19 protein-coding genes are annotated in these 23,408 nt (G+C 41.4%); 16 read left to right on the top strand and 3 right to left on the bottom strand.

Features of this window, described 5'->3' with window-relative positions; all coding sequences use genetic code 11:
- Nucleotides 1–26 precede the first annotated feature (26 nt).
- Together ACHCNF_RS11360 and ACHCNF_RS11365 are read left to right on the top strand one after the other, a co-directional pair.
- Entirely contained in the window at nucleotides 27–293 is a 267-nt protein-coding gene (locus ACHCNF_RS11360) for an HPr family phosphocarrier protein (RefSeq protein WP_026657994.1), read from the top strand.
- A gap of 119 nt (nucleotides 294–412) precedes the next feature.
- Entirely contained in the window at nucleotides 413–1,312 is a 900-nt protein-coding gene (locus ACHCNF_RS11365) for a diacylglycerol/lipid kinase family protein (RefSeq protein ID WP_408069904.1), read from the top strand.
- 223 nt (nucleotides 1,313–1,535) lie between these two features.
- On the opposite strand, the gene ACHCNF_RS11370 is transcribed toward ACHCNF_RS11365, so the two are convergent.
- Nucleotides 1,536–2,066 (bottom strand): peptidylprolyl isomerase, encoded by a 531-nt coding sequence (locus ACHCNF_RS11370; protein WP_408069905.1) that lies wholly within the window; start codon nucleotides 2,064–2,066, stop codon nucleotides 1,536–1,538.
- A gap of 111 nt (nucleotides 2,067–2,177) precedes the next feature.
- Between ACHCNF_RS11370 and ACHCNF_RS11375 the strand changes: the two genes are divergently transcribed.
- From ACHCNF_RS11375 to pflB, 5 genes are all read left to right on the top strand, one after another.
- Nucleotides 2,178–3,119: a GNAT family N-acetyltransferase gene (locus tag ACHCNF_RS11375; protein WP_408069906.1), complete on the top strand. Its 942-nt coding sequence runs from the start codon at nucleotides 2,178–2,180 to the stop codon at nucleotides 3,117–3,119.
- A gap of 78 nt (nucleotides 3,120–3,197) precedes the next feature.
- On the top strand, nucleotides 3,198–5,231 hold the full coding sequence (locus ACHCNF_RS11380; protein WP_408069907.1) for a Na/Pi cotransporter family protein: 2,034 nt from the start codon (nucleotides 3,198–3,200) through the stop codon (nucleotides 5,229–5,231).
- A 32-nt stretch (nucleotides 5,232–5,263) separates the two neighbouring features.
- A complete protein-coding gene (gene hypB / locus ACHCNF_RS11385) occupies nucleotides 5,264–5,929 on the top strand; it encodes a hydrogenase nickel incorporation protein HypB (protein ID WP_408069908.1) in 666 nt (221 codons plus the stop codon).
- 56 nt (nucleotides 5,930–5,985) lie between these two features.
- The gene (pflA, locus tag ACHCNF_RS11390; RefSeq protein WP_408069909.1) at nucleotides 5,986–6,714 is read left to right on the top strand and encodes a pyruvate formate-lyase-activating protein; all 729 of its coding nucleotides are present in this window, start codon (nucleotides 5,986–5,988) and stop codon (nucleotides 6,712–6,714) included.
- Between the two features lie 331 nt (nucleotides 6,715–7,045).
- A complete protein-coding gene (pflB, locus tag ACHCNF_RS11395; RefSeq protein WP_408069910.1) occupies nucleotides 7,046–9,310 on the top strand; it encodes a formate C-acetyltransferase in 2,265 nt (754 codons plus the stop codon).
- Between the two features lie 54 nt (nucleotides 9,311–9,364).
- On the opposite strand, the gene mgtE is transcribed toward pflB, so the two are convergent.
- Both mgtE and ACHCNF_RS11405 read right to left on the bottom strand, forming a co-directional pair.
- Nucleotides 9,365–10,720, bottom strand: coding sequence for a magnesium transporter (mgtE, locus tag ACHCNF_RS11400; protein WP_408069911.1), 1,356 nt, complete (start codon nucleotides 10,718–10,720; stop codon nucleotides 9,365–9,367).
- Between the two features lie 373 nt (nucleotides 10,721–11,093).
- The gene (locus ACHCNF_RS11405) at nucleotides 11,094–13,091 is read right to left on the bottom strand and encodes a right-handed parallel beta-helix repeat-containing protein (protein ID WP_408069912.1); all 1,998 of its coding nucleotides are present in this window, start codon (nucleotides 13,089–13,091) and stop codon (nucleotides 11,094–11,096) included.
- 307 nt (nucleotides 13,092–13,398) lie between these two features.
- Here ACHCNF_RS11405 and ACHCNF_RS11410 point away from each other — a divergent pair, with 307 nt between their 5' ends.
- The 9 genes from ACHCNF_RS11410 to atpH all read left to right on the top strand — a co-directional run bounded on the left by ACHCNF_RS11410 (nucleotide 13,399) and on the right by atpH (nucleotide 23,392).
- Nucleotides 13,399–14,313, top strand: coding sequence for an AEC family transporter (locus tag ACHCNF_RS11410; protein WP_408069913.1), 915 nt, complete (start codon nucleotides 13,399–13,401; stop codon nucleotides 14,311–14,313).
- Nucleotides 14,314–14,470: 157 nt separating this feature from the next.
- Nucleotides 14,471–18,292: a diguanylate cyclase gene (locus ACHCNF_RS11415; protein WP_408069914.1), complete on the top strand. Its 3,822-nt coding sequence runs from the start codon at nucleotides 14,471–14,473 to the stop codon at nucleotides 18,290–18,292.
- Nucleotides 18,293–18,426: 134 nt separating this feature from the next.
- Nucleotides 18,427–20,223, top strand: coding sequence for an aspartate--tRNA ligase (gene aspS, locus ACHCNF_RS11420; protein ID WP_408069915.1), 1,797 nt, complete (start codon nucleotides 18,427–18,429; stop codon nucleotides 20,221–20,223).
- Between the two features lie 237 nt (nucleotides 20,224–20,460).
- The gene (locus ACHCNF_RS11425) at nucleotides 20,461–20,739 is read left to right on the top strand and encodes an AtpZ/AtpI family protein (RefSeq protein ID WP_408069916.1); all 279 of its coding nucleotides are present in this window, start codon (nucleotides 20,461–20,463) and stop codon (nucleotides 20,737–20,739) included.
- A 28-nt stretch (nucleotides 20,740–20,767) separates the two neighbouring features.
- On the top strand, nucleotides 20,768–21,202 hold the full coding sequence (locus tag ACHCNF_RS11430; protein ID WP_408069917.1) for an ATP synthase subunit I: 435 nt from the start codon (nucleotides 20,768–20,770) through the stop codon (nucleotides 21,200–21,202).
- Between the two features lie 9 nt (nucleotides 21,203–21,211).
- Complete coding sequence (locus ACHCNF_RS11435) at nucleotides 21,212–21,973, top strand: F0F1 ATP synthase subunit A (protein WP_408069918.1); 762 nt, start codon at nucleotides 21,212–21,214, stop codon at nucleotides 21,971–21,973.
- A gap of 48 nt (nucleotides 21,974–22,021) precedes the next feature.
- A complete protein-coding gene (gene atpE, locus ACHCNF_RS11440) occupies nucleotides 22,022–22,303 on the top strand; it encodes an ATP synthase F0 subunit C (protein ID WP_026495813.1) in 282 nt (93 codons plus the stop codon).
- A gap of 49 nt (nucleotides 22,304–22,352) precedes the next feature.
- Nucleotides 22,353–22,856: a F0F1 ATP synthase subunit B gene (atpF, locus tag ACHCNF_RS11445; RefSeq protein WP_408069919.1), complete on the top strand. Its 504-nt coding sequence runs from the start codon at nucleotides 22,353–22,355 to the stop codon at nucleotides 22,854–22,856.
- A complete protein-coding gene (gene atpH / locus ACHCNF_RS11450) occupies nucleotides 22,853–23,392 on the top strand; it encodes an ATP synthase F1 subunit delta (RefSeq protein ID WP_408069920.1) in 540 nt (179 codons plus the stop codon). Before atpF ends, atpH begins: the two co-directional genes overlap by 4 nt.
- The last annotated feature ends 16 nt before the right edge of the window (nucleotides 23,393–23,408 follow it).

The following is a 23,408-nucleotide window of genomic DNA, read 5'->3' on the forward strand; positions in this document are numbered from 1 at the left end:
GATTTCTGCAGTAAGAGGAGGAAATTATGATAACAAAATCTATCGAAATTAAGCTTCCAGGTGGACTTGAGGCACGTCCGGTTGCCGAATTGGTTCAGCTTGCAAGCCGCTATGACAGCACAGTGCATATTGAAGCACAGTCAAAGAAGGTTAATGCGAAGAGCATCATGGGTATGATGACACTTAGCCTTAGCAGTGGCGAAGAGGTAACAGTAATTGCCGATGGCTCAGATGAGGCAGACGCAGTTGCAGGTATGGAGAGTTTTTTGATTGGGAATCTGCAGCTTTCTTAAAACAACAATAAATATGTAGAAAGCACCGGTTGCATTCAGTATAATGAATGTAACCGGTTTTTTATATCAAAAAATATTATTCATATAATTATGCTGTTCCATCCTATTAAGGAGGCCACATGAAAAAGAAGAAAATGCTGTTTGTTTATAATCCAAAGGCAGGCAAGGAACGAATAAAAAGTAATCTGGTGGATATCATAGATATTTTCGCCAAAGCAGGTTATGAGATCACTGTTTATCCTACACAAGAGCACGGCGACGCTACTTATGTAGTGCAGAACAGAGAAGACATATATGATATAGTTGCCTGCAGCGGGGGAGACGGGACTTTGGATGAAGTTGTAAATGGTATGTGGAAGTCTGAAAAACGTATTCCCATAGGCTATGTCCCTGCCGGTTCAACAAATGACTTTGCGATGAGTCTGGGAATTCCTTCTACCATGCATGCTTCAGCAGAGGCTTTGGTAACCGGGAAAACATACGATTGTGATATCGGCATTATGAATGATGAGATTTTCGTCTATATAGCTGCTTTTGGTATGTTTACAGATGTCTCCTATCTGACCAGACAGGACATTAAAAATGTTCTTGGACATATGGCATATATATTTGAAGGTGCGAAGAGGCTCTCTGAGATAAGATCCTATCACATTAAGGTGACTACCGATGAACAGGTAATAGAGGATGATTTTGTTTTCGGCATGGTAACAAATTCTATATCTGTGGGCGGTTTCAAGGATATAACAGGGAAAAATGTGACCCTTGATGATGGTGTGTTTGAGGTTACTCTGGTAAAGCTTCCTGATAATATGCTCGATATGAGCAATCTTATAGCTGCGTTCTTGAACAGAGATATAGACACAGAGCAGATGTACTGTTTTAAGACCAGGCATGTCATATTTGAATCCAAGGAAAACATATCCTGGACAAGGGATGGGGAATATGGCGGTGATCATACCTATGTAGATATAAGAAATGAAAATAAGGCACTTACCATAGTTGTGCCGGATAAGAAATAACGTGATTTTATGGACGGTTAGCGGCATGCTGGCCGTTCATTTTTTGTTCATAAAACGTTTAAAGACTATTAACGCCAGATTATTTCTTAGACATTTATTTTCGATATACTAAAGATGTCAGATGAAGAAAGGCAATACCAATAAAAATAACTTTTTCATAATAAGCCAAGGAAACAATAGTTTCCTTGGCTTCCTCCCTTTTTAGGGCTAATTTTGTAAGTAATTACTCTATGATTTCTGGTTCGGGATAATCTACTCCGAAGGTTTCTACAGTAACAGTTTTCATAACCTGATCTGTTGTAGGTCTGTCTGACCAGTCTGTTTCGGTTTCAGCAATTTTATTAACTACATCCATTCCCTCTGTTACTTTGCCAAATGCTGCATAGGCACCGTCGAGGTGAGGAGCATTTTTGTGCATGATGAAGAACTGTGAGCCTGCAGAATCAGGGAACTGTGTGCGAGCCATTGAAAGGACACCTTCGGTGTGAAGAAGGTTATTCTCAAAACCATTCTGAGAAAACTCTCCCTTGATAGAATAACCGGGGCCGCCCATTCCTGTGCCGTCAGGATCGCCACCCTGAAGCATAAAGCCCTTGATCACGCGATGGAAAATGACACCATCATAGAAGTTATGGTTTATCAAAGATATGAAGTTGTTAACTGTGTTGGGAGCGATTTCAGGATAAAGCTCCGCTTTGATTACGCTGCCGTCTTCCATTGTTATGGTTACGATTGGATTTTTGTTTTCAGACATTATGATCTCCTTAATTAAATGATAAATAGCTGCGGGATTTCCATACTATCTACGTTTTTTCGTGGTAGAAATCCGCGATTAATTATACAATATACATGAGGTATATAAAAGTTGCTAAGGGAAATCATTTTTTGTTTAAAAAGAAGACCGGGTGAAGCGGTCTGTGAAAAAATAAATAGTGCCGCTGAATATCTGGAAGAAGAAGGATTCGAAGTCGCAATTCTGACGCCAGGGAGCAAAATGCAGGGAGAAGATGACATGGACTGGCTTCTGTCCGGATTGTCGGGGAGAGCTCCGGGAGATATGCTGATCGTATCTGATTCAACGAAGATAGCAGAGGAACTTATTGAAAATGACTATTATGTAGTGGGAATCTGGCATGATGAAAACCAATCGGAATCATTTGCAGGTCTTAAATACGTATTCACGGATATAGAAGAGATTGCGAGGGATTCGTACGAGAAAGCTTACCAGAGATATGCACATCTTCCGTGGGAAATACTGCAAACAGACAGGTGCATAATTCGAGAGACAACGGTTGAGGATGTGGATGAATTCTACAGACTTTATGCAGATCCCGAGATGACACGCTATATGGAGGGGCTGTTTAAGAACCCTGAGGATGAAAAGCGGTATACCAGAGACTACATAGAAAAAGTATATGGTCTTTTGGGATTTGGAACCTGGACAGTAATTCGCAAGGAGGACGGAAAAATCATAGGACGCGCCGGATTTAGTGTGCGAAACGGCTTTGACGATATTGAGCTGGGGTTCCTGATAGGAACTGAATTTCAGAGGCAGGGATATGCTTATGAGGTGTGCAGAGCCATACTGGATTACGGGAAACAGGTTCTTCAGTTTGGAAAGGTGCAAACCTTCGTTAAGGCGGAAAATGCAGTTTCTATCCATCTGTGTAAGAAACTTGGATTTGAGATATTGGAGGAAGTTGATATAGAAGAAAACATATATGGGGAGGAATATCATGACGGTGTAAAAGTAGCACCTTCAGAAGCAAAATATGGGAAATATATAAGAATGGTGCTTGATATTTGAATTTTTTTACGTTACCATACAAATTGTGAAGAAGAGGACAAAAAATTACGTAGTACCCAGGACATGTAGGAGGTATGGATGAATTCTATGGAATTGTTTTCGTTAATTGCAGGGCTTCTCGGAGGATTAGCTCTGTTTATGTATGGTATGAATGTAATGAGTGGCGGACTTACCAAGGCAGCAGGAGGTAAGCTTGAAGCTGCACTTAGCAAGGTAACACGCCATCCTATTATTGCTTATATCTTTGGTGTGGGAGTCACCGCACTTGTTCAATCGTCATCAGCTTCAACTGTAATGGTTGTCGGTCTTGTTAACTCAGGGATCATGACACTTAAAGAGGCAGTAAATATTATTCTCGGTGCAAACCTTGGTACTACATTTACTGCATGGCTGCTCAGCTTGAATGCTATAAGCAGTGATAACTTCCTGATAAATCTTTTAAAACCCACATCATTTACTCCATTTTTAGCAATTATTGGTATTGTTCTTTACATGTTTTCAAAGAAGGATAAGAAGAACAATATCGGTCTTATTCTCATTGGCTTTTCAGTGCTTATGTTTGGTATGAGCATGATGTCTGATGCTGTTTCTCCTCTTAAAAACGACAAAGGTTTTCAGAATGTGCTTATGACTTTCAGTAACCCTGCTATCGGATTCTTGGTAGGTGTATTCTTTACCATGGTAATACAAAGCTCTGCCGGAACCATCGGTATCATGCAGGCTCTGGCAGCGTCGGTGCACATACCTTACAGCGTTGCGCTTCCCGTTGTTGTAGGCGCAGAGGTTGGTACATGTATCACAGCGATATTATCATCACTTGGTGCCAATAAGAACGGTAAAAGAACAGCTCTTATGCATTTGTATTTCAATGTGATCAAGGCTGTGTCCTTCATGATCATATTCTATACGTTACACGCCTTTGTTCATTTTGCATTTATGGATCGGACTGCAGGAATGGTAGGAATAGCTTCCATCCATACACTTATAAATCTGGTGGCAACTCCTCTGATGCTGCCATTCTCAGGATTACTGGTGAAGATGGCTATGGCTACTATTCCCATCGACGAGAAGGAGAGAGAAGAGCAGGAGGAGATGCTTGGTATTACAAAGCTGGATCCACGCTTTCTGTCCAATCCGCCCTTCGCTCTTGAGCAGGCAAAACAGGTTGCAATGGACATGGCTGATTTCGCGAGAGAGGGTCTTGAAAAAGCAATACCCCTTCTTGAGGAGTATGATACTGATAAAGCAGATGAAGTCAGAAGGCTTGAAGAAAAGGTGGACCGCTATGAGGACCAGCTTGGAACCTATTTGATGCAGATAAATAACCATCATCTTGCAGAAGCGGATTCAAGAACATTATCAATTCTTCTTCACTGCATGACTGATTTTGAGAGGATAAGTGATCATTCACTTAATATAGCTCAGATAGCCCGCAATATGAGAGACAAGAATGAACACTTTTCAGCTAAGGCAAGTGAAGAGCTTAGAATATTCTCAAATGCGGTTAAGGAAATAGTTGACCTGGCTTTCCAGTCGTTCCAGAATCAGGATTTGAAGCTGGCTAAATCTGTAGAACCTCTTGAGGAAGTAATCGACGGTCTCAATATGGAAATGAAGAGAAGACATGTCAGACGTCTCCGAAAAGGTAAATGCACTGTAGAAATGGGATTAAGTTTATCTGAACTTGGAACCGACTATGAGAGAATTGCAGATCACTGTAGCAATATAGCGGTCTGCCTGCTGGAGGTAAGCGCAGGTCTGTTTGATACACATGAGTATATCGAGCACCTGAAGGAAGAGAAGAATCAGGAGTTTGAGATTGCAGTTGATCTCTATGAGAGAAAGTACAGATTCCCTGCTATGAAGAAGGGATTTGATGAAGAGGATGAGATTGATGCCTCATTTGCAGAGAATCATGCTGTTATTGTTGACCTTATGAAATCGGATGATGCGGAGATTGTAGATGAAGCCATTGCATCAGCAGGACTTTCCAAGAAAGATGCATTAACTGAGAAGGTCAAGGACAAAGTAAAGGATAAGGTAAAGAAAGAAAAGAATAAAGATAAGAAGGATAAAGAGAAGAAAGAAAAGCAGAAAAAAGCTAAAGAGTAAAAGAGTTATAGATTTTGGAAGGATATAAAGAAATGAGTACTAGAATTATTGAGTTAAAAAGAAGTGTGTTTGAGAGTAATGATGAAAGAGCTGAGCTTTTAAGAAAAGAGCTTAAGGATAAAGGAATTTTTCTTTTAAACCTCATGTCATCACCCGGATCAGGAAAAACCACAACACTTAAGGCTACAATTGCAGCCCTTAAGGATAAGTACAAGATTGGAGTTATGGAAGCTGATATTGACTCAGATGTTGATGCAAAGAAGATTGCTGAGACAGGTGTTAAAGCTATTCAGCTTCACACAGGTGGAATGTGCCACCTTGATGCAGATATGACCAGACAGGGTCTTGATGCATTGGTAGAAGGCGACGTAGAGCTTGCAATTCTTGAGAACGTGGGCAATCTTGTATGTCCTGCTGAATTTGATACAGGAGCATCCAAGAATGCAATGATACTTTCAGTGCCTGAAGGACATGACAAGCCACTTAAATATCCTCTTATGTTCAGCATCTGTGATGTTGTACTCATCAACAAAATAGATGTTGCTCCTTACTTTGATTTTGATCTTGAAAAATGCAAGGAATACATACATATGAGAAATCCGAAGGCTGAGATCATTCCTATCTGCGCTAAGACAGGTGAGGGTGTTGATAAGTTTGCTGACTGGCTCAGTGCACAGATTGAGGATTGGAAGAAATGATTGTTTGCCTTTGCGGTGAATAAGCAGGAAGACTAAAAAAGACGAAAGAGAGTTTAATGATACAGGGACGAATTCATTCAATCGAAACCTTCGGTTCAGTAGATGGACCGGGGGTTCGTTTTATCATATTTTTAAAAGGTTGTAACCTCAGATGTAAGTATTGCCATAATGCTGATACCTGGAACCCGGAATCCAATGATCTTAGATCCGCAGAAGAACTTCTGGATAAGGCAGAAAGGTACAGAGGCTATTGGGGAGACGAAGGAGGAATTACTGTAAGTGGCGGAGAGCCGCTACTGCAGATTGATTTTTTGCTTGAGCTTTTTAAGGAAGCTAAGAGCAGAGGAATCAATACCTGCATTGATACGGCAGCAGAGCCCTTTACCAGACAGGAACCCTTCTTTTCCAAGTTTAGGGAGCTTATGGAATACACGGACCTCCTTCTTGTTGATATAAAACACATCGACAATGACGAGCATATTAAGCTTACGGGTAAACCTAATGAGAATATTAAGGACTGCCTTCAGTATTTGTCTGAAATAGATAGGCCCATTTGGATAAGGCATGTTCTTGTGCCGGGAATTACGGACAATGATGACTATCTGATGAAGACCAGAGAATTTCTTGATACACTTAAAAACGTGCAGAGAGTTGATGTGCTTCCATATCATTCTCTTGGACAGTTTAAGTGGGAGGAGCTTGGTATTCCTTATCAGCTGGAGGGAGTGGAGGCACCCACACCTGACAGAATCGAGAATGCGAAAAGGATTCTTGGTGCTCAGTGAGAATTTTGTATTCCGGATAATTTTCCGGGTGACATAATTGTTTACAAGTAAAGAGATAAAAATCGTTAATTTATTGCCAAAGTTGACAAAAGTTATCAACTTTGGCTTTTTTTCGCGGTTTAAGGTTGAAAAGTAATGCAGTATATGTAAAAATACCAATCGGGTGTCAAACTATGAATATACATATTGTGGTGTTTGTATTACAATATACAATATATAGTGGTTATGGTTTGACGCACAAATTATTTCATGCAACGTTGCCTTGGCAACTTGAATAATAGATGCAATTTCTGAGGGTGGTATCGTTTTTCACAAGAGAGGAGCATAAATTATGAGAAATGAATGGAGAGGTTTTAAAGGTAATAAGTGGACTGATGAAGTTAATTTAAGAGACTTCATTCAGAACAACTATACCATGTATGATGGAGATGAAAGTTTCCTTGCAGATGCAACAGAAGCTACAGACAAGCTCTGGGGCAAACTTCAGGAACTTCAGAAGAAGGAACGTGAGAATGGTGGCGTTCTTGAGTGTGAGACAGAGGTAGTTTCAGGTCTTACAGCTTATGGCCCCGGTTACATTGACGAGTCTATGAAGGATCTTGAGACTGTTGTTGGCCTTCAGACAGATAAGCCTCTTAAGAGAGCTTTCATGCCTTACGGCGGAATTAAAATGGCTGAGCAGGCTGCTGAGACATACGGCTTTAAGGTAAATGAAAAGTATCACAAGATTTTCACTGAGTATCACAAGACTCACAATCAGGCTGTTTTCGATGCATACACACCTGAGATGATGGCAGCTCGTCACAGCCATATCGTTACAGGTCTTCCGGATACATACGGACGTGGCCGTATTGTAGGCGACTATCGTAGAGTAGCTCTTTATGGTATTGATTTCCTTATCGAGCAGAAGAAGGAAGATTTCTCACTTTGCGGATGCGGTGTTATGACTGATGATGTTATCCGCCAGAGAGAAGAGATAGCTGAACAGATGAGAGCTCTTCGCGGAATGAAGGAAATGGCTGCAGCTTATGGCTTTGATATTTCACAGCCTGCTAAGAATGCAAGAGAAGCAGTTCAGTGGTTATACTTTGGATACCTCGCAGCTATCAAGACACAGAACGGTGCTGCTATGTCAGTTGGACGTGTTTCAACATTCCTTGATATTTATATTGAGAGAGATCTTAAGGAGGGTACTCTTACTGAGTCTGAGGCTCAGGAGCTTATCGATCACCTTACAATGAAGTGCCGTATGGTTAAGTTCGCTCGTATCCCCAGCTACAATCAGCTCTTCTCAGGTGACCCGGTATGGGCAACCCTTGAGGTAGGTGGACTTGGAATGGATGGCCGTCACATGGTTACAAAGAACGACTACAGATTCCTTCACACACTTGAGAACATGGGACCTTCACCTGAGCCTAACCTTACAGTTCTTTATTCATCAAGACTTCCTAAGAACTTTAAGAAGTACGCTGCTAAGATTTCAGTTACAACATCTTCTATCCAGTATGAGAATGACGATGTTATGCGTCCTGTATGGGGTGATGATTACAGCATCTGCTGCTGCGTATCAGCTACTCAGACAGGTAAAGAAATGCAGTTCTTCGGAGCAAGAGCTAACCTTGCTAAGTGCCTTCTTTACGCTATTAACGGTGGTAAGGATGAGAAGTTCCTTGATAAGCAGGGTAACCATATGCAGGTAGGTCCTGAGTATGCACCTATCACATCAGAGTACCTTGATTATGATGAAGTAATGGCTAAGTATGATAAGATGATGGATTGGCTTGCAAGCCTCTATGTAAACATCCTCAACCTTATCCAGTACATGCATGACAAGTATTACTACGAAGCAGCTGAGATGGCTCTTATTGATACAGATGTACGCCGTACATTCGCTACAGGTATCGCAGGCTTCTCACACGTTGTAGATTCACTTTGTGCTATCAAGTACGCTAAGGTTAAGACAGTAAGAGATGAGTCAGGTCTTGTTGTAGACTACAAGATCGAGGGTGACTTCCCTAAGTATGGTAACGATGACGAGAGAGCAGATGAGATCGCTGTATGGCTTCTTAAGACATTCCTTAAGAAGGTTAAGAAGAACCACACATACAGAAATTCAGAGCCTACAACATCAATCCTTACAATCACTTCAAACGTTGTTTATGGTAAGGCTACAGGTGCTCTTCCTGACGGAAGACCTGCATTCGCTCCTTTTGCTCCCGGTGCTAACCCGGCTTATGGTGCAGAGCAGAGTGGACTTCTTGCTTCACTTAACTCAGTAGCTAAGCTTCCTTACGAGTATGCACTTGATGGTATCTCAAATACACAGACCATCAATCCCGGTGCACTTGGTCATGATGATGAAGAGCGTGCAAATAAGCTTGTAAATGTAATGGATGGATACTTTGATCAGGGTGCACACCACCTTAACGTCAACGTATTCGGCGTTGAAAAGCTTAAGGACGCTATGGAGCATCCTGAAAAGCCTGAGTATGCTAACTTCACAATCCGCGTATCAGGATATGCTGTTAAGTTCATTGATCTTACAAGAGAGCAGCAGATGGATGTAATAAACAGAACTTGCCACGAGAGAATGTAATTCTTTACAAAAATAATGGAGCTGTCGCATTAGACTAATGCGATAGCTCCTTTTTTAGACTGCTAAATGAAGCAGTTGAGATGCAATTGTGAAGTATGCCAGCAGTGATATCGCATCTACGATTGTTGTTATCATAGGCGATGCCATTACGGCAGGGTCAAAACCAAGTCGGTCTGCGCACATAGGAAGCAGGCATCCGATACTCTTTGCAATAATAACTACAAGGAAGAGTGTCAGGCATACTACAGCAGCAACAGAGATCTGTAAACGATCTATAAGCAAAAGCTTGATGAAGTTTGCAAGTGAAAGTGTAAGTCCACAGAGAACTGCTACCCGGACTTCTTTCCACCAAACCTTAAAAATCTCGGGAAACTCGATTTCACCAAGTGACAAACCACGAATGACGGAAACACTTGCCTGAGATCCGGCATTACCGCCGGTATCCATCAGCATCGGGATGTAGGCTGTAAGCACTACATAAGCTGACAGGGCATCCTCAAACCTTGTAATAATGGCACCGGTAAAGGTGGCACTTATCATGAGGAATAGCAGCCAGGGCATTCTGTTCTTGTAAGTATCAAGAATACCTATACGGGAATATGGCTTATCGGAAGGGATGATAGCAGCCATCTTCTCGATATCCTCTGTAGCCTCTTCTTCAATGATGTCGACTACATCATCGATGGTGATAATACCGATCATTCGGTTTTCATTATCAACCACAGGCATGACGGTGAAGTCGTACTTTTTGAACATATTGGCGGCTTCTTCCTGGTCAGTCATAGTGTTGATGCTTATGACGTGAGTATTCATTATGTCACCGATCTTCTCATCGCCATCCTTGATAAGAAGGTAGCGAAGAGCTACGGTGCCCACCAATATACGCTGGTTTGTAACTACATAACAGGTATTTACTGTTTCGGAATCCAGTCCTATCTTCTGGATTCGGGCTATGGCCTGAGAAACAGTCATATATTCTTTCAGATCAACATACTCCACCGTCATTATTGATCCGGCAGAGTCTTCAGGGTATCTAAGCAGATGATTTATATCAGCTCTGGTATCAGGTCTGGCATTCGCAAGAATCTTTTTTACGATACTTGCAGGCATCTCCTCTAACAGGTCTGTAGCATCATCGGCCATCAGATTATCGATAATATTACCCGCTTCCTTGTCAGACAGCGACTGAATAATATACTGCTGATCTTCCAGTTCAAGATTTGCGAATACGTCAGCAGCCATATCCTTTGGCAGGATACGGAACATTTTTAATGAGTCTTCGTTCTCCATGTCGTCCATGATAGCAGCGATATCTGCAGTATTCATCTCCGCAAATGTCTGGCGGAGTTTGGTATACTGCTTGCTCTCAAGGAGTTCATGGATTACGTCCATGATTGTATTTTCTTCCATGGGAATCTCCTTTCGGTGTAGGTTTTTATAAAGTTTGTACTTCGAGGCAGAGGATTATCGCTACTAGCATGTGTAATCTTCTTCATAAAACCACCACCTTTCATTTGGAGATTTCCCGATATGCGGGATTCTAAGATATGATTGTTCCGGAAGTCAGTAAAAAACATAAATTGTTTTAAGAAACTTTTGGAACCTACAATAGTGTAGCACATTTTGAAAGAAAAAGGCACAATTTAATAGAATAAGTGAGAAAACTTCCGGGACCAAATGCAAACAAAAACAGCCCTGCTAAGAAAAGCTGCGCAGGGCTGTAAACATAATTATTTTGTAGTGAAGAATTAAAGTTTAATGCTATAAGGTGTAGCTTGTTAGTTTAGCAAAACACTTTAATTTCTTTTCCACCTGCTACGGATGCAAAAGGTCCGGGGATAGCTGATGGATCTCTGTGTGTTCCGAAGTAGTCCTCATCAAATGTTATGGGAGTTCCATCAGGATTCTCATAGTACTGTTCGGGCTGAAAAGCTTTTCCTAAAGCCTCAGTTGTCATGATATTGCAGGTAAAGTCACCAAGCTTGTCAAACAGGTCGGTCTTAATAAACCAGCTGCCCTTTTTCTCAGTAACAGTAACAGATACTTTGGATTTTTTATCAACAAGTTTGTTCTTTTCCTTCTTGTAGACGGTAGCTCCGTCAAAGTAAGCGTTTCCGTCAATCCATACAGGAAGGTGTCCAAAGTGTGCTTTTGCCAGGCCGCCCATATCGGGATGTTTTTCAAAGTCGAATTGATCAGCCCAATCCTCATAGGTAGGGAAGATATCAAAAGGCGCAGTTCCGACTACCTGATAATCTGAATCCTGAGGAGTCTTTTTCTTATCGGTTACTTTATACTGTTGTACAAAGATGTTGTTGTATACTCTGTCATCACCATGAAGGATGGTCATGAAGCCGGCTACTTCGGTGCGATGACGGATGTGGTAAGGAGTATAACGAGGCTCTCTCTGGTCATTTACGATGCTGTCAACACCTGAGTTGATAAGGCTGAAGCTTCCAAGCACAAGGTTGTGAACAACAGCAATACCCTCGCTGGGGATGGTAATTGATACGGGTGAGAGCAGAAGGTTATTATCAATTAGAGTAGGTCCGTGGCCAACTTCGATAAATACATCTGTGTTAAACATTGCGCCGGGAGCCTGCTCTATTCCTTCAGGTCTGCAGTTATCATGCATAAGGTTCTGAGAGATTCTCGCACCCTGAGCCTGCCAGTCAAGCCAGACACCCTGGATGCAGTCGTGGATATGATTCCTTCTGATGGTAACATCAATTGCTGCATGGAGTTTGATTCCCGCTGTTTCAGCGCCGCCAAGCTGCTGTGAATTACATACGTGATGGATATGGCAATCCTCAATTGTAGAGAATACACCGCCCATACGACCTACAATACCGGTCTGTTCACAGTGATGAATGTTACATCGTCTTACTATGTGATGGCCTATGTTCTCCTTAAGCCATCCATGATACTGACCGCGGCAAACTGCGTCGCGCTCCATCTGTGTAGGGCTCTTTACATGATGTTTTGTAAAGTACATATCATTTTCAGGGTCAAGATATTTTCCGAGTGAGATACCACAGCATTTGCTGTTGCTGATCTCGCAATCCTCGATTATCCAGCCTTTACTCCAGTGAGGCCCGATCATTCCGTCCTGATATGCTGCGGGCGGAGCCCATGTTGTAGCGGCTTTATTTATTGCAAATCCGCTTACTGTAATATAATTGATGCCGTTTTCGTCAGGCATGAAGCAGTTTCTTCTCACACTGATCTCGACCTTTTCCTTGGTGGGATCAAGCTTTTGGAAATTGGCATAAATAACAGTTTCATCGCCATCCTGCTCAGTGTACCAGAGGTACTTTGCTTCTTCGGGATGCCATGCAAAGGGATCGGGTTTACCGGCCTTTAATTCAGCAAGTGAATCAGTTTCATACATCATGAGATCATTAATGAAAACTGCACCTGTGTGACGGATCTTGGGTGAAAAATACCAGTCACCGAAAACTCTTTCTACATAAGGATTGAAATCTCCAAATATAGAGTTATTGACACGTGTGCTGTATATTCCGCCTTTTTCCTTTTTCCAATCTGTGATGAGTTCGGCACCTGTAATAACGGCGCCTAAAGGCTCTTCTGAACGATATGTGATTCTTGCAGATTCCTCTCCGGCATTTTGAGGAACTACACGTTCACGATAGATTCCGGCCTTAACTATTACTTCATCACCGGGCTTTGCGATTTTTGCTGCAGCATTAATCTGTTTAAAGGGAGCATTTTCGCTTCCATCGCCATTGCGAAAAGCATTGGCATCTACATAATAAACCATACATTTCCTCCCAAAATCATTACAACAATCAACTGTTGAATTGTATAAAATATGTTTCATCGTACGATTTCAGTTTAATAATGTCAATAAGTTGCATAAAAAAATACGATAAAAAGCAATAATTATATGCAATATGACAATAAATGAAAAGTCCATGGGCTTATCATAAAGATTACATATGGAGAATAGTGGCTGAAAGGGTGCCGCATATTTACAAAAAATACAGGAAAAAATGATATAGTTTAGTAATTGTATGTGCTATGTTTAGTTAGAAATAAAAAAGGCTTTATGGGGAAGAAAAATGTTTTTGATAGAGCAAATGTTTGTACTTTTCATATTGATGGCTATAGGAATTATATGCAGAAAAACCGGTCTTATGAATGATGCTGTCAGTAAAGGTATGTCAGGAATTGTGGTAAATATTGCCAGTCCTGCTTTTATAATATCCGCGGGAATAAATAAAGATGAGGTGGTTTCGAATAAACAGCTTTTGGCATGCATTTTGGCAGCGTTTTTCATATATTGGGGGCTTATATTGATTGCGGTGGTTCTTCCATATATATTGAAGATTAAGAAGAAATACTATGGAACTTATAGGGTAATGACCATTTTTTCAAATATAGGATTTATGGGATTTCCTATTGTATCAGCTACTTATGGAAGCGTAGGGCTTCTGTATGCGGCTTTTTTCCAGTTTCCCTTCAATCTGCTGATTTACACATATGGAGTCAGTGCTATGAAAAACGGCGCCAACGAGGAAGATAGTGGAAGCTTTTCGTGGAAGAATATTATAAATGTCGGAGTTATATCTGTATTTATTTCTATAATATTCTATCTGGGCCGTATTCATGTGGCAAAGCCCATAGAAGATGTTGTTACGAGTATAAGCGGTCTGACTGTGCCAATGAGCATGATGGTTATTGGATATGCCCTTGGTGGGATGAAAATTAAAGACCTTATGTCTGATTTTAAGCTGCTGTTGTTTGCTGCATTGAAGCTTCTGGTGATTCCTGTAATCGGTGTCTTTATCCTAAAAATCTTTATAAAAGATCCAATTCTTCTGGGAGTATGCTTTGTTATGATCGCGACACCAGTTGGAAGTATGACGGCGATGCTGGCGCAGTATTATGGCGGAGACGAAGAAACTGCGTCAAGGGGAGTGGCACTTACTACGCTGTTATCGGTTGTAACTATTCCTTTGGTGGGGGCTGTTTGTCTCTAAAAATGTTCGATAAATTTATAATTTCTTTATGGTTTCTTGACATATGATTAATTGAGTACCCTCATGGCCGGTGATAGAATTAATGTGTGATACTGTATATTAGGCAATTGCTGTGATGACGGAAAAGTGATCCGCATTAGGACCTAGAGGGGATTTGATGAAAAATAAAAAATTGCAAACCTGCATATTGGTAGTTGTTTGCATTTTTATAAATCTTATAGGCAGAAGAATAGCTTACGTGTTGCAGCTTCCTTTTTGGCTGGATGCGGTAGGCACTATTCTCTGTGCGATTGTTCTGGGACCCGTGGGTGGTGCTGTCAGTGGTGTTTTCACAAACATAATTCTTGGCATTTTTGACAATATGAATATTGCCAATTTGTCCTATAGTATCGTTTCTGTAGGCATAGGTGGTTCTGTGGGGATTTTTTACCCTAAAGTGGGAAGACACAATATGTTCAGAGTCATTTCGACTGCTGTCTTTGCAGGATTGGTTGCAGTTATTTTGTCCACCCCGTTAAATATTATTTTTTATAACGGAAGATCAGGGAATATATGGGGAGACGGGCTTATAGACATGATTTCCAGATATGTCAATGTTCCGGTTGTATATTCGTTTCTGGGGGAGATGTTTGTTGATATCCCTGATAAAGCCTTAAGTGTTATTATCGCGGCAAGGATAATCTATGTTTATCATTTTTTCACTGACAGAAGAAAAAAAAGAAAGACAAAAAAGCTGATGCTGTGGTTTGTTTGCCCGGCGCTGTTCTTTATGGCGTCGCTTGATGCGAAAGCTATAGACATGGCTTCGGAATATGCAGCAGTCAGCTATGATACTGATGACGGACTTGCCACCATGGAGATAAATGATATAGCTCAGACAAAGGATGGATATATCTGGGCCGGAACATATGCAGGTCTCTACAAATGTGATGGTTACAAATTCGAGGAAGCTGATCTTGATGATAGGATCAGCAATGTCATGCAACTGTTCTCAGATAGGAAGGGAAGGCTGTGGATTGGAACAAATGACAGCGGAATAGCCTGTTACTCTCCTAAAGATAATAAGATTGTTTTTTATTCCATAAAAGAAGGAATGCCTTCTGATTCAATAAGATCTATCTGCGACGACAAGGAAGGCAATGTCTATGTAGGCACAGCTACGAAGCTTTGTATTATTCACAAGGATTCCTCTCTGACAATAGTTGAAGAGGGAGAATTAAACGGTGTAAGGTCTCTCACATGTGATGATGAAAATCTGGTTGCAGGCGTGACTACCGCAGGTGAATTATTCTTCATGAATAATGGAGAGTATGTAAATAAAACAGAACTTGAGGACGAGAATGTAACTTTTGGTGCAGTGGCAGCGGGGTATCATGACGAATTCCTTGTGGGAACCACTTCCAATTATGCAGTATATGCAAAGCTTGAGGGAAAGAGAATTGTCTTTGGGAAAAAATATGTTGTTCCGAACGGAGAATACTTTAATAAATTGTATTTCTCAGAACAGAATAACGGATATTTTTGCGGAATGGAGACAGGGATTGGATTCCTGACAAGAGAAGGTAAATATACAGATATGTCCACAACTGAGTTTAACAGTGCTGTGGGTGGTATCATTATCGATTATCAGGGGAACGTCTGGTTTGCTTCCAATAAACAGGGAATAGTAAGGTATTCATGGAATCCTTTCATGGATGTATTTGCCAGAGCCAAGGTAGACAAAGATGTAGTTAATGTAACCATGATAAAGGATGGTCTCTTGTACGTGGGCACAAACAACGGACTTCTGACAATTGACCTGAAAACATATTATTCAGTACCAATAAACAATTCTGACTATCTGAAAGGGGTCAGGATCCGGGATATTATGGAGGATTCTAAAGGTAATATCTGGATAAGCACCTATGGGAAAAGCGGACTGATAGAGATAAGGGCTGATGGAACGATAGATACGTTTAACAGCAGAAATAAAATGACTGAGGGTGGAAGATTTCGTTCAACGCTGGAACTGTCTGATGGGACGATAGTAGCTGCTACAACTACAGGCCTGAATTATATAAGAGACGGCCGGGTTATTAAGACTGTCGGAGAAAAAGAAGGTCTTACTACGCAGGTTCTCAGCATGTGCGAAATTGCCGAGGGTGATTTACTGTGCGGAACTGACGGAGATGGCATAGTAATAGTTTCTGATGGAAAGATATTATACAGATATGGCAAGAACGACGGCATGGAAAGTCTTGTAATCCTGAAAATAGTGCAGTGTGGAGAAGGTGAGTACGTATATGTTACAAGTAACGCTCTATATCACTATAAGGACGGTCAGGTAAGAAAACTGACACATTTTCCATACAACAACTGCTACGATGTTTTATTTACGGATGACGGATATGCGTGGATTAGTTCAAGTGCCGGAATTTTCATAGTTAATAGAGATGACCTTATTGACAATACAGAGGACTATAATTATTCGCTGTTAAATAAAGCCAGGGGGCTGAGTTCATCGCTTACTTCCAATTCCAAGAATGCATTTGACAGTAAATATCTGTATTTATGCTGCGCAGATGGTGTAAGAAGAATTGCTGTTGGAGATGAAAATTTTGTAGACAGGGATTATGCAATAAGAATAAGTAACCTTACAGCCAACAATGAATCAATAAAGCCAAATGCTAAAGGTGAATATATAATTCCTGCAACCTCCGGAAGAATAACCTTTGACATAGCAATTCTGAATTTTACACTTTCAAATCCGATGCTGCACATTTTTCTTGAAGGGGCCGAGGATGAGGGGCTTATCTGCACACAAAAAGAAATGCAGGCTTTAAGCTACATGAATCTTCCCTTCGGAGAATACGTTTTACATGTTCAGGTGTATGATTCTGCCGGAAAATACGTTGTGCGTGATGAGAAATTCACTATAAAGAAAGAATCACAGATATTTGAAAGATTATATTTTAAAGTGTACCTCTTTGCGGTCTGCGTACTTTTTGTGCTCTTTATCGTATGGCTTATAGGACAGATCAGGAGCGGCTTAACCAATGTAGAAAGACTGCAAAAGGAAGCAAAGATAGATCCCATGACTAAATTCTGGAACAAGACCTATACGGAACAGTTTTTATCAGCTGCCTGCAAGGAGCATGAAGGAATACTGATGATGATAGACCTTGATAACTTCAAGCTTGTTAATGATGTTTACGGACATGAGATGGGCGATAAGGTATTGATAAGATTTGCGGAGCTGATTCGAAATTGTCTGAGAGAAGATGATTTTGTGGGGAGAATAGGCGGAGATGAATTCCTGACATTTATATTGGGAACATCTGAGGAGAGCGCAGTAGCCGAAAAAGCGAAATACCTGAATGAGCAGATTGGAAAGGTGTGTGAAGAACTCATGGGAAAAGACAGTTCAATCCCTCTTGGAGTATCGGTTGGAGCTGTGGCTACGGCAGATGAGGGTGAGGACTATTATGACCTTTTCCGAAAGGCAGATAAGGCGTTATATAACGTGAAGCAGAACGGTAAGCATGGTTACTTTATGTATAAAACAGTAGGTTATTATTCAGTGGATGAAGTAAATGCAAACGGCGTGGCCGGAATAAAAATGCTATTGGAAGAGAGAGGCGGAGTTCACAAGGGTGCTTACCTGGTGGATTTTGACAAGCTGCAGATGGTTTACAGGCTGTTTGCCAGAATGGCAAAGAGAACCATCGTAAATATTTGGATTGTGCAGTTTGTTCTTACGAGAAAGGACGGAGGAGATATTGAAAAGGGCGTAATGGACAGCTTTGTGGAGCTCCTCAGTGTGAATTTAAGAAGTAATGATGTAGTTGCCTTAAACGGTAATAATCAGGCGATTTTAATCCTTACGGACATAGCAGAAGGGGAAGGAAATGTGCCGATAGAAAGAATTATTGCTCAGTGGAACAAGATGGAAGGGAATGAAAGATACGATCTAGCCTATGAAACTGAAGGAATGGGATGAATGTTTTAGTCATGAGACAAGATTTTATAACAAAGTCCGGTTAATTGTGCTAAAATGGTTTCTGATGTTTTAATGCGTAGGAATTACCTATTAAAATAGAAAAGATTTGGATTTATTTTAAGGAGAATTTAAAAATGCAGTCACGTACACATACATGTGGTGAGCTCAGAATCGGGAACGTGGGCAGTAAGGTTAAGCTTGTGGGCTGGCTTGAAAACCTGCGTGAGGTAGGATCAGAGCTTGGCTTTGTTGTTTTGAGAGATTTTTACGGAACAACCCAAATCGTCATTGAAACTGAGGATATGATGAAGGTTGTTAAGGGTATTAACAAGGAATCAACTATTTCCGTTGAGGGAACAGTTAGAGAGAGAAGTTCAAAGAACCCGAAGCTCCCTACCGGAGACATTGAAGTAGTACCTGAGAAAATAGAGGTTCTTGGCCGTTGCAGATACAACGAGCTTCCTTTTGAGATTAACAGAAGCCGCGAGGCTGATGAAACCGCTCGTCTGAAATATCGCTATCTTGATCTTAGAAATCCTGAGGTTAAGAAAAATATCATTCTTAGAAGCAATGTAATTGCAGCACTTAGAAAGTCAATGATAGAGCATGACTTTATGGAGATCACAACACCTATTCTTACTGTGTCTTCTCCTGAAGGTGCAAGAGATTACCTTGTTCCTGCAAGAAAGCATCCCGGAAAGTTCTATGCGCTTCCGCAGGCTCCTCAGCAGTTCAAGCAGCTGCTTATGACTTCAGGAATTGACCGCTATTTCCAGATTGCACCCTGCTTCAGAGATGAGGATGCAAGAGGTGACAGAAGCCCGGGAGAATTCTACCAGCTTGATATGGAGATGGCATTTGCATCTCAGGAGGATGTATTTGAGATTTGTGAGGATGTTCTTCCTCCAATCTTTGCTAAATATGGCTTATATGACAGAGCATCAAGCGCTCCGTTTGCTCGCATTCCTTATAGAGAAGCGATGGAAAAATACGGATCAGATAAGCCGGATCTTAGAATTGATCTTACTGTTCAGGATGCAACAGAGGTTCTTAAGGATTGCGGATTCGGACCTTTTGCAACCAAGGCAGAGGATGGAAGCGATACAGATGTTAGAATCAAGGCAGTTGTTATCTCTGATTTCAAGGAGAGTCGTAAGTTTATTGATAAGACAATCGCTGATGTAGAGGTTCAGGCAGGTGCTAAGCCCTATTGGTTCAGACTTGATGAGAATGGCGAGATTGTCGGCGGTATCGCAAAATTTGTTCAGGATAAGAAGGATGAAGTTATTTCAAGCCTCGGACTTAAGAGCGGTGACCTTGTTGTTATTAGCTCAGGTAAGCTTGGACAGGCTCAGAAGACAGCAGGTGTTGTAGTTAAAACCTTTGGTGCGGCTGTTCCCGGACATATGGATAAAGAACAGTATGCATTCTGCTGGATAGTAGACTTCCCCATGTACGAAATCGGTGAGGAGTCAGGCGAGCTTGAATTCTGTCACAATCCTTTCTCAATGCCTTCAGGCGGAATGGAGACACTGCTCAAGGCAGAGAGAGGCGAGATTGATCCTCTTGACATCATGGCTGATCAGTATGACCTTGTATGTAACGGCGTTGAGCTTTCATCAGGTGCTGTACGTAACCATGATCCTGAGATCATGATCAAGGCATTCGAGATGGTTCGCCTTGGTGAAGAGGACGTTAAAGCTAAGTTCCCTGCTATGTACAATGCATTCTGCTATGGTGCACCGCCGCACGCAGGTATCGCACCCGGCGTAGACCGTATGATAATGCTTCTTGCAGGAGAAAGTTCCATCAGAGAGATCATTCCGTTCCCTATGAACAAGAATGCTCAGGATATCATGATGGGTGCTCCCGGAGAAGTAACAGAGAAGCAGCTTGAAGAGCTTCACATCAAAACAGTTGTAGAAGAATAAAAATCGTATACAGGTTATATAATCAGTTAAAAAGCCAAGAATTGCTTGTAAAAGCATTCTTGGCTTTTTGTTAAATGTTTGTAAAATCGACTTGTAAGAATTGTTTTTTCTGAAAAATACTTGTATTATTGAAATATATGTTGCGGTATTTCGGACTTTTTTGAAATTATTCAGAAATGGGCTATCGATGCGGCATATAATCAATCAAAATTCAAAATTTTCATGAAAAAGACGTAGATGATCAAGAAAACAACTGATTTTTCAAAACTTATGACGCAATTTGCTATGGTAGGTCAGCTTGGATTGTCACTTGTGACACCGCTGCTTATCTGTATTTTTGTGTGCTATATGCTGACGACTAAACTAGGAGTTGGCGGATGGGTTTATATTTTGGGATTCTTCTTTGGACTGGGAGGTTCAGCCATGACAGCCTATAAGGTATATCTGGAAGTGGATAAGAAGAACGAAAAGAAAAAGCGATCCGAAAAAGAAGTGAATTTCAGCAAGCATATTTGACGGATGGTGGGAACGGAGAAAAAAGTTTATGGTGGTTCAGGATGCAGTAAAAAAAGAGACTACCTTCATTGCTGTGGGGACAGCAGCTGCTAGTCTTTTGGTTTTGGTTTTATTTTTTCTTTTGCATCAAGTGGTACCGGAAAATGCACCTTTTGGCTACAAGGTACCTTTTGATTATACAGTCTTCTTGGGAGCGATAGGTGGAACTATCGTTGCAGTGGGTAACTTCTTCTGGATGGGACTCACAGTACAGAAGATTACAGGGATGAATGAAGAGGAGACAGACAAGGCGAGAAGCACTATGGCTGTAAGTTTGCGCTACCGCACAATGATGCAGCTTTTGTGGGTGATTCTTTCCATATTCGTACCGGCTATAAATCTTGTAACCGGTGTGGTTCCTCTTTTTATTCCGAGTATTTTAATAAAAATTCGCGGGATTTTAACTGCGAGGAAAGGAAGGTGAAAATAAAGTATGAACTTTGAAGTAACCGGCAGTAAGATCTACTACACCATTCACACCGGCATACCGGTTCTGGGCGATTTCAATATCAATGAAACCCTGGTGGTAAGCTGGATTGTAATGGCGATAATTACGCTGCTGTGTATCTTCCTGACGAGAAACCTTCAGGTCGAGAATATTTCAAAGCGCCAGGCGGTTGCGGAGATGATTGTTGAAGCGGCACACAATCTGGTTCGAAGCAATACCGGCGGGACCAAGTTTGACTGGCTTATTCCGCTTGTATCTACAATATTTGCAACAAGTATAGTATCGAACCTTATATGCCTTGTGGGACTGCGAAGTCCTACAGCCGATCTGTCCACAGAAGCGGCATGGGCAATTGTCGTATTTGTGATCATCACTGCATGCAAAATCAAAGCTGGAGGATTCCTTGGATATTTGAAAGGATTTACGACTCCTATAGCTGTAATGACACCGTTCAATATTCTTTCTGAGCTGGCAACGCCCGTAAGTATGGCTTGCCGTCACTTTGGTAACATTCTCTCAGGTATTGTTATTGACGGTCTTATCTATGCAGCTCTAGCCATAGCGTCTTCTGCATTATTCGGACTTATTCCCGGCGTTGTGGGCGATGTTCTTTCAAATATTCCGATACTTAGTGTCGGACTCCCGGCTATTCTGGGCGTATATTTTGACTGGTTTACAGGATGTATGCAGGCGTTCATTTTCTCAATGCTGACGATAATGTATATCGCTAATGCAGCTGAGGGATAAAAAATTAAATAAGTAAAAAATCATATAAAAATCTAGGAGGATTTCAACATGAGCGATTTTCAGATTTTAGCAAAAGGTATTGCACTTGCAGGATGCGGTATCGGTGCAGGATGTGCACTGATCGCCGGTATCGGCCCCGGTATTGGTGAAGGAAATGCCGTTTCTAAGGCCCTCGAGGCAATCGGACGTCAGCCTGAGTGTAAGGGCGACGTAACAAGTACCATGCTTCTTGGTTGTGCTATCGCAGAGACAACAGGTATCTACGGTTTCGTTACAGGTCTTCTGCTTATCTTCGTTGCACCGGGCACATTCATGAACTACCTGAACTAATTGTTCAAGCAGTACAAAGCCCCAAAGTAGAAATAATGGAGGTACACGAATGGGCACACAGGATCTAGTTACAATCGTTCCGTGGAATTTCATAGCTCAGATTTTAAACCTCTTCATTCAGATGTGGCTTATCAAGAAATTCCTTTTCAAGCCTATAAATGAGGTTATTGAAAAGAGAAGGCAGCTCACCGAGAACGAGATCAAGGGAGCAAGAGAAGCCAAAGAAAAAGCTGATTCAATGAAGAAGGAATATGAGACCAGCTTATCTTCAGCTCAGGCAGAGGCAGCAGAAATCGTTGCCAATGCTACTAAGGAAGCCCAGGGCAAGGCAGACACTATTGTCAAGGAAGCCGAGCAGCAGGCTAAGGGCATTATGGAGAGAGCAGAAGCTGACATCGAGCAGGAAAAGAAGAAGGCCATTAATGAGGCTAAGGACACCATCGGCGGTCTTGCTATGGATATTGCAGGAAAAGTCGTGGAGAAGGAAATCAACGAGAACGATCATAAGAAACTTATTGATGAATTCATTAACAATGTAGGGGAGGCGTCATGACCAAGGCTGGAGATTTATACGGACAAAGTCTGTATGATCTGGCGCTTTCGGAAAACCTTACGGATGATATCTTAAGTCAGATGGAATCGGTCAAGGAGATATTTAAGGAGAATCCGGATTATATCACTCTTTTATCGGAACCTTCTATACCGAGAAAAGAGAGATTAAAGCTTGTAGATGAAGCATTTGACGGACAGCTCCAACCTTACCTGCTGAATTTTATAAAAATTCTTATTGAAAGAGGAATTCTTAGACAGTTTTCAGCGTGTGAAAAAAGGTTCAGGAGCAGCTATAACAAGGATCACGGCATTGCAGAAGCAGTTGTGACAAGTGCTATAGCACTTAATGAGTCGCAGGTAAGCGCACTTAAAGCAAAGCTTGAATCCATAAGCGGTAAAAAGATTCTTCTAACTCAAAAAACCGATGGAGCTGTACTCGGAGGTATCAGAGTGGAGATAGAAGGTAAGCTCTATGACGGAACAGTTCAGGGGCGCCTTGATGAACTCCGCAAGAAGGTTGACGAGACAGTCCTATAAGAAAGAATAAAACCCA

This window comes from Butyrivibrio sp. NATIVEDY162 (assembly GCF_045999815.1).
Taxonomy (GTDB): Bacteria; Bacillota; Clostridia; order Lachnospirales; family Lachnospiraceae; genus Butyrivibrio.

What these genes read in the sequence shown, in the direction of transcription:
- ACHCNF_RS11365 (WP_408069904.1), top strand. Translation starts at nt 413, where the DNA reads ATGAAAAAGAAGAAAATGCTGTTTGTTTATAATCCAAAGGCAGGCAAG.
- mgtE (WP_408069911.1), bottom strand. Translation starts at nt 10,720, where the DNA reads ATGGAAGAAAATACAATCATGGACGTAATCCATGAACTCCTTGAGAGC.
- ACHCNF_RS11430 (WP_408069917.1), top strand. Translation starts at nt 20,768, where the DNA reads ATGGTGGTTCAGGATGCAGTAAAAAAAGAGACTACCTTCATTGCTGTG.
- ACHCNF_RS11380 (WP_408069907.1), top strand. Translation starts at nt 3,198, where the DNA reads ATGAATTCTATGGAATTGTTTTCGTTAATTGCAGGGCTTCTCGGAGGA.
- atpE (WP_026495813.1), top strand. Translation starts at nt 22,022, where the DNA reads ATGAGCGATTTTCAGATTTTAGCAAAAGGTATTGCACTTGCAGGATGC.
- aspS (WP_408069915.1), top strand. Translation starts at nt 18,427, where the DNA reads ATGCAGTCACGTACACATACATGTGGTGAGCTCAGAATCGGGAACGTG.
- ACHCNF_RS11370 (WP_408069905.1), bottom strand. Translation starts at nt 2,066, where the DNA reads ATGTCTGAAAACAAAAATCCAATCGTAACCATAACAATGGAAGACGGC.
- ACHCNF_RS11425 (WP_408069916.1), top strand. Translation starts at nt 20,461, where the DNA reads ATGATCAAGAAAACAACTGATTTTTCAAAACTTATGACGCAATTTGCT.
- hypB (WP_408069908.1), top strand. Translation starts at nt 5,264, where the DNA reads ATGAGTACTAGAATTATTGAGTTAAAAAGAAGTGTGTTTGAGAGTAAT.
- ACHCNF_RS11360 (WP_026657994.1), top strand. Translation starts at nt 27, where the DNA reads ATGATAACAAAATCTATCGAAATTAAGCTTCCAGGTGGACTTGAGGCA.
- atpH (WP_408069920.1), top strand. Translation starts at nt 22,853, where the DNA reads ATGACCAAGGCTGGAGATTTATACGGACAAAGTCTGTATGATCTGGCG.
- ACHCNF_RS11405 (WP_408069912.1), bottom strand. Translation starts at nt 13,091, where the DNA reads ATGGTTTATTATGTAGATGCCAATGCTTTTCGCAATGGCGATGGAAGC.
- ACHCNF_RS11415 (WP_408069914.1), top strand. Translation starts at nt 14,471, where the DNA reads ATGAAAAATAAAAAATTGCAAACCTGCATATTGGTAGTTGTTTGCATT.
- atpF (WP_408069919.1), top strand. Translation starts at nt 22,353, where the DNA reads ATGGGCACACAGGATCTAGTTACAATCGTTCCGTGGAATTTCATAGCT.
- pflB (WP_408069910.1), top strand. Translation starts at nt 7,046, where the DNA reads ATGAGAAATGAATGGAGAGGTTTTAAAGGTAATAAGTGGACTGATGAA.
- pflA (WP_408069909.1), top strand. Translation starts at nt 5,986, where the DNA reads ATGATACAGGGACGAATTCATTCAATCGAAACCTTCGGTTCAGTAGAT.
- ACHCNF_RS11435 (WP_408069918.1), top strand. Translation starts at nt 21,212, where the DNA reads ATGAACTTTGAAGTAACCGGCAGTAAGATCTACTACACCATTCACACC.